The organism is Thiocystis violacea (genome assembly GCF_016583575.1).
Lineage (GTDB): Bacteria > Pseudomonadota > Gammaproteobacteria > Chromatiales > Chromatiaceae > Thiocystis > Thiocystis violacea.
Genome location: NZ_NRRG01000058.1, coordinates 22,595 through 28,731 on the forward strand (window position 1 = coordinate 22,595; position 6,137 = coordinate 28,731).

Consider the following 6,137-nt stretch of genomic DNA (forward strand, 5'->3'; position numbering starts at 1 on the left):
AGTCGTCCGGCCGCCCCGAGGTTCGCCGGACCTCGAACCGACCCATCATTCGAGGACAACAGCATGTCGCCTTATCCCTTAGGCCGCCTCGCCTTCCTCTGGCTGAGCCTGTTGATGCTCCCGGCCCTGCCCGCCCTCGCCGGCCCGGCCTTCCTGGTCGACGCCGACTGGCTCGCCGAGCATCTCGACGACGAGGGACTGATCCCGCTGGAGGTCCGCTACCATCCGCACCGCCATTTCACCGTCGGCCACATCCCTGGCGCGGTGCAGGTCCAGCGCTTCAAGGATCTGGGCGACAACCAGGCCAGCCCCATCATGCGCTTCCCCACGCGCGACGCCTTTCAGGAGACGCTGCGCGGCTGGGGGGTGAATGACGACTCCACCCTGGTGCTCTATGACGACGCCAGCACCGCCCTGACCTCCCGGCTCTACTATCTGCTGGAGCTGTATGGATTCGACATGGAGCGGGTCAAGATCCTCGATGGCGGCACGCTCGAATGGACCGGCTTCAATGAGCTGGTGAAGGAGCCGACGCCCCCGCGAGCGCGCGGCTCGGTGACCCTCAAGCCGGCCAATCCCGACCTCTTCGTGGAATGGACGGACGTTTATGACGACTTGGTCTCGCGTCGCGACCCCGAGGTGATCCTGATCGATGCCCGCCCCCATGACATGTACACCGGCGAAGTCATCCGCCATGCCATCATGGGCGGACACATCCCCGGCGCGATCAATCGTGTCAGTCTCGAAGGCACGGATGGCCAGACCGGCAAGTGGCGCGACGACGACGCCTTGACCGCCTTATATGCCCGGATCCCCAAGGACAAGCGGCTCTACGTCTATTGTCATGACGGTTTTCGCATGGGCCTGGCCTATCTCCAGCTCAAGCATCTGGGCTACCGGGACGTGCGGCTCTACAACGGCGGCTGGTCGCACTGGGGCAACGAACTGACCCTGCCGGTGGTCGAGGGACCGGAGCCATTCGGGGGCGATTTCGCGCTCTAGACGGCACCTGGAAGGCACGGAGTGGCTCCGGTCGCTTTGCCGAGGTTACTTTGATGTTGTTTCAAAAAAGGTTTTCAACGATGACGACGATTTCACCCCACCTAACCTGGATCCTCCTATCGTTGGCCAGCGCCGCCCTCGTGCTCGCCAGCCTGCTACTGACGCCCTGGCTGGAATTGGAGCCCTGTCATCTCTGCGTCTTCCAGCGATTACTGTTCATGCTGATCGCCGTGCTCGCCCTGGGCGCGGCGTTGTCCGCAGGCCGGGTGCGATTCGTCCTCGGCGCCCTGCTCGCCCTGACGGCGGCCGCTGGCACCGCCACGGCGGCCTATCAAAGCTGGCTTCAGGAATACGCCGCCGGCAGTGTCTCCTGCGTCGCCAGCGAGATGGGTCCGATCGAGCGCCTGATCGAGTGGCTCGGACAGCAGGCACCGACCCTGTTCCTGGCCACCGGCTTCTGCGAGGACAAGGCGCTGGTGCTCCTGGGTCTGTCAATGGCCCAGTGGGCCTTGCTGTTTTTCATCGGCATGCTCGCCATGACCGTCTGGCAACTGCGCGCCAACCGATGAGGCGCTCCAGAATCCTCGGGCCATCGATGATCAAGGTGATTTCCAGGAAACCGTGATCATCCTTTGGTCATCGACGACGCCGAGGGACAATCCCTGGGCGGCTCGATGCCAACTGGCCGGAACGATGACGCCCGATCCGGTTATCTTGACGCTAAAATCAATCCGTCCTCTTTTCCGGTCGAAGCTCCCAATCGACCCGCTTGAGCCAGTCCCCCCCACCAGCACAAATAAAGTCTGTATGGCATCGACTACCTGACGGAATGGCCAGTCCTTCAAACCGGGCGGCGTCCCAACTCGGCGAGGTAGGTGTCCACGTCCTCGGGTAACGGCTCGACCAACCTCCGGTCGGGATGGGCCGCGACCCCGTGCTCGGGGCGGATCACCATCAACGGTCTCAGGGCGGCTCGATAACTGATTAATCGACTTTTTCTAGATGGCGATCACAGAAAGAGCGGAGGTTTTCCTCATTGGTTGACGGGTTTCTCGTCACGGCTTAGTCTCCTGGAACACGATACGGAACTCAAACCCAAGGGCAGCGAAGCCTATCGGCGCCAACTGCGGCAGTTTTGGAGGTTGAACTAATCCGCTCCGCGGGGCTTCGTCGAGGCTCGTCACTCCCCTGCAGCTGACAGTCGCTTTTCTCACCCTCGTCCACACTCGCAATGACCCAATCGGGGTCGTTGACAGAGGATCGGACGATGACAGCGTTGCGTCAACGCATGATCGTGGCCATGCAGATGCATGGTTTCTCCCCGCGCACCCATGAGAGCTATCTCGCCGCCGTGCGGGATCTGGCGAAGTTCACCCACCGCGCGCCCGATTGCCTTGCACCGGAGGACTTGCGGTCGTATTTCGAGCACCTTGTGCGCGAACGTGAGCTGGCTCCGGCCAGCGTGCGGCTGTTCTACAACGGAATCCGCTTCTTCTATCTGGAGGTCTTGGACTGGCCGACGGTCGATCTGGAGGTCGCCCTACCCAAACGGCCGCAGCGCATCCCGGCGCTGCTCACGCGCGCGGAGGTCGCCGCCATCCTGAGCGCCTGCGCCGATGCGCGCCATCGCACCATGCTGACGCTCTGCTACGGCTGCGGGCTGCGCCTGAGCGAGGTACTGGCGGTGCGGGTCGCCGACATCGACGGAGAGCGCAAGCTCTTGCGCGTCGATCAGGGCAAGGGCGCCAAGGACCGCCTGGTCCCGCTCTCACCGACCCTGCTCACCCAGCTGCGCACCTATTGGCAGGCCTATCGCCCGAGTGAGTGGCTGTTTGCCGGACGTCGCGGCGCGACGTTTTCACCGACCACGCTGCAGAAGGCGTTTACTCAGGCCAAGCAGCGCGCCGGGGTGCACAAGGTCGGTGGCATCCATGGGCTGCGTCACGCCTACGCGACCCATCAGTTGGCCGCAGGGCTGCCGGTGCAGCGACTGCAACGCCTGCTCGGGCATCAGAGCATCCACACCACGCTGCGCTACGTCCATTGGCTCCCCAGTGCCCGCGAGGGCGAAGGGGACCTGGATGTCATCGCCCAGCTGGAGGTGGCCCATGGCTGAGCCGGCCTCGTTGCAAGCGGTCATCCGCAGCTGTCTCGATGGCGTGGCCGCCACCCAGACTTTGAGCCCGCGCCAGTGGCAGGTCTGTCATCATGTGCTGGACTGTCGCACCGCCGCGCTCGGTGGCTTGGCCCTCAGCTGCGATCAATGCGAGGCGGCGGCGCTGTGCTATCACGCCTGCCGGGATCGTCACTGTCCGTGCTGTCAGCGCCGGGCGTCGCTGGAGTGGTGTGCGAGCGACAACGCGCGGCCCTGTTGCCGGTGACCTACCACCATGTCGTCTTCACGCTGCCCTCGGTGCTCGATGGCTGGGTCGAGGTCCATCCCAAGGAGATCTACGACCGGCTGTTCGAGACAGTGTGGGCGACGCTCTCGGCCTTCGGGTCCGACCCCAAACGCTTGGATGGGCAACTCGGCCTGACGGCGGTGCTGCATACCTGGGGGCAGACGCTCACGCGGCATGTGCATCTGCACTGTTTGGTTCCCGGCGGAGCGGTCTCCGCCTGCGGTGAGTGGCACCCCGCCAAGAGCACTTACCTGTTTCCGGTGCGGGCGCTGTCGCGGCATGTGCGCGGCGGTTTCGTCAGCCGCTTGCGCCAGGCCGTTGAGGCCGGACGCCTGGCGCGGCTAACCGATCCCAAGGAGATCGACCGCGTGCTCAATGCCTTGATGGGCCGCGAGTGGGTGGTCTATTCCAAGCCGTGCCTGGTGCACACCGAGACGGTCGTGGACTACCTGGGGCGCTACAGCCACCGCACCGCCCTCAGCGACCGGCGCTTGCTCAGCTTCGATGGGGAAACCGTTGAGCTCAGCTACAAAGACTACCGCGACGGCGATCGCCGCAAGGTCATGACCCTCTCGGGCGCGGAGCTGCTGCGGCGCTTTCTGCTGCACGTCCTGCCGAAAGGCTTCATGCGGGTGCGTCACTTTGGCTTCCTCGCCAATCGCTGCCGCGCCCGGCGCTTGCCCGAGATCCGCGCGGCCATTGCGGCGCCGACGGCGACGGCCAGTCCAGCGACGGAGGGGCACGAGGAGCCGACGCAGAGGTTTGACGGCTATCCCTGCCCGAGCTGCCGCACCGGACGGCTGCGGGTGCGCGCCGCGCTCGCACCGAAACGCCGCGACGGAGGATAACGCTCGCCCTTCAGCGCCGATTCCGCTTCTGCATCCGGTCTTTTCTCAGGCCCCGCGTGGGTCTGCAATGGCGCTCGCCTCGCACACGGGAATAGGACTAAGATCCTCCCCAATACACGTCTTCGCCGCACGATGGGAGCCCTTCTGATGCCCGGTTTCTGCCTCCGCGACATGCCGCATCACCGACCGGGTGGCGCCGGCGCTCCCGCGCCATCCATGGCCCGCCGATACAATGCCCTTTCTATAAGGCATGCTCGCATCTGCGCGGCCGGCGACGTCGTGCCAGGAGCGGATTAGTCCAACAGACATTTATCCATCGGGCGCCCAGGCGTCAGAGCGAAATCACGCTCATTGCCAGGCGCCCGATGGATAAATGCTTAATGGTTAGCCACCGAAAAGAAGGAGAGGTTCAATGCATCGATCAGAGCGACCGATACTCCACGCCGGAACTCGGCGAGCACACTTTGCTGTGCCGTCAGCATTTTTATTTATCTCGTTGTTGATCACGACCGCATCAAACGCAGAAAATCTCCACGGTCAGATTACTAACGCAATACTTGGGCTAGCTTCAGAGAACGCAAGCACCAAAAATGAATCAATCCGATTCCTCTTAGCTGCCCCGCCCGAGTTCCGCGAGAATATGGATGCACAATATCGCGCAGAAGCGAAGAATCTTGCCGAATCGCTACCTCAAAAAATTGACGCATATACGACTGCACAGGGAGTGCTTGTCACGGCGTCTGAAACGCAAATGACTTACACCATCCACTATAACGAAGGAAGTTTCAGCGAGAAAGAAGTTCAAGACTTCAGTCACTATTTGACAGCTCAAGCAAATAAACAAGTGTGCGGCACTCCCGGCTCCACGCTATTGTCCTTGCTATACGGCAAGGATCTTGTCCGAAACTATTACTATCAAACCGGAGAGCCATTTCTCGCCGTGCGGGTTACTTGGGATGATTGTCGGTAGGGTCCATGTTCTCATCGATAGCTGGCCGTAAGACAGTATGAAACAACTGTATCCAGACATTGAATGGTACACCGAGATAAGCAGGAACTTGGGCGTTTCCCATCGCTGCCCGTTTGCCAGCGTTCACAGGTGTCCGAGATACTTCCAGGGAGTGTCTCTTCTCGGGGACCAAGGCTTGTTGTCGCGCTTTGATTCTCAAACAGATCAAGACATTGGAGAGAAATGGGAGGCTACTGACATCTGGCCGGCAGCATGGCACGAGTACAGCGGTATAAGCTCAAGTGACGGAAGACCTTTCCTTTACAGGGACTTCTGCCCTGAAATCGCTGCACAAGCGTTTGGTCTGTTCGCAGCGACTCTCATCCGGTACTCAGACGAGATTGATCAGGCGTCTGCGCATGGAAGGTTGAAATCGAACCCGGAATCCGTTGACAAAGACTGGCGATGGCGCTGGTCTTCCGTGTCAGAAATGCACTATACGAATTGCCCTGTTTATTCTCTCTTGTCAGCGAATCTAAAGCCCTTGATTAGGAAAGAATCTACTGAGCCGGTGTTTACAGCGAAACCCGGCTTTTTTGGTTTTAGCGTCGACCTAATGAAACTCTTTGAATATGCAAAACGTCGGTGGTTGTCAAGGAAGAAATAATCGACAAACAGTTGTCGGGGGCAGTAGTAGAAAATGAAGCGCTGGGCTACAGGTAAACACGAGATATATATCATGACAAGCATGGGTCCGTTTCTTAGAAATACACTGAATCTGCTATTCTTAATTCCCTTCGTGCTAGGCATCTCAGTACAGTACAAAACGAATAGCCTCGCCTAGCTAATACAGCACGAGCCTCATGTCATGCTCGACCTTGAACGGTCGTCCATCGAGCATGAATCCGAGGACACAGAGCCGTTCGGCGCCGAAGC

General features: G+C 60.7%; 4 protein-coding genes and 1 pseudogene. All 5 read left to right on the top strand.

The genetic code is table 11. The features are described from left to right. Positions 1 to 63: 63 nt before the first annotated feature. The 5 genes and pseudogenes from CKO27_RS20205 (at position 64) to CKO27_RS20225 (ending at position 5,222) form a co-directional block, all read left to right on the top strand. Complete coding sequence (locus tag CKO27_RS20205) at positions 64 to 1,002, top strand: sulfurtransferase (protein ID WP_200376728.1); 939 nt, start codon at positions 64 to 66, stop codon at positions 1,000 to 1,002. 80 nt (positions 1,003 to 1,082) lie between these two features. Beyond that, positions 1,083 to 1,571 carry a disulfide bond formation protein B gene (locus tag CKO27_RS20210; protein WP_200376729.1) on the top strand — a complete coding sequence of 163 codons (489 nt, stop codon included), beginning with the start codon at positions 1,083 to 1,085 and terminating at the stop codon, positions 1,569 to 1,571. Positions 1,572 to 2,269: 698 nt separating this feature from the next. Further along, positions 2,270 to 3,118 carry a tyrosine-type recombinase/integrase gene (locus CKO27_RS20215; protein ID WP_200376730.1) on the top strand — a complete coding sequence of 283 codons (849 nt, stop codon included), beginning with the start codon at positions 2,270 to 2,272 and terminating at the stop codon, positions 3,116 to 3,118. After that, a pseudogene (locus CKO27_RS20220) lies at positions 3,111 to 4,252 on the top strand (IS91 family transposase). Before CKO27_RS20215 ends, CKO27_RS20220 begins: the two are co-directional and overlap by 8 nt. Before the next feature lie 412 nt (positions 4,253 to 4,664). Further along, a complete protein-coding gene (locus tag CKO27_RS20225; protein ID WP_200376731.1) occupies positions 4,665 to 5,222 on the top strand; it encodes a hypothetical protein in 558 nt (185 codons plus the stop codon). Positions 5,223 to 6,137: the final 915 nt, after the last annotated feature.